1 protein-coding gene is annotated in these 275 nt (G+C 63.6%); it reads right to left on the bottom strand.

Annotated features, from left to right (window positions below):
• Nucleotides 1-275 (bottom strand): LysR family transcriptional regulator (locus SB772_RS40655; protein ID WP_410838606.1); only part of this gene is annotated, 275 nt, incomplete at both ends.

Raw genomic sequence — 275 nt, 5'->3', positions numbered from 1 at the left:
CATCCAGGCACTGGTCAGTTGCACTTCATTACCCGGCTGCAGGTGACGAAAGCGGCTCAGGCGCGCCAGCAACCAGCGCATGGTCAGGGTAGAGGGCGCTTTCATGCGCAGGATGTCATCTTCACCGCGCAAGGTATCGCACGCCCGCTCCAGCGCAGTGAAGCCTTCGCGCACGCCGGGCAGCAATAGCCTTGCCGCTTCGGTCAGTTGCAGGCTGCGGCCGCTGCGCACGAACAAGCGGCAGGCGAAGTGCTGCTCAAGGGTGCGTATATGGC

This window comes from Paraburkholderia sp. SIMBA_030 (assembly GCF_046535245.1).
Taxonomy (GTDB): domain Bacteria; phylum Pseudomonadota; class Gammaproteobacteria; order Burkholderiales; family Burkholderiaceae; genus Paraburkholderia.
Note: the sequence above shows the minus strand (reverse complement) of the source record. Positions and strands in the feature narration are given on the sequence as shown.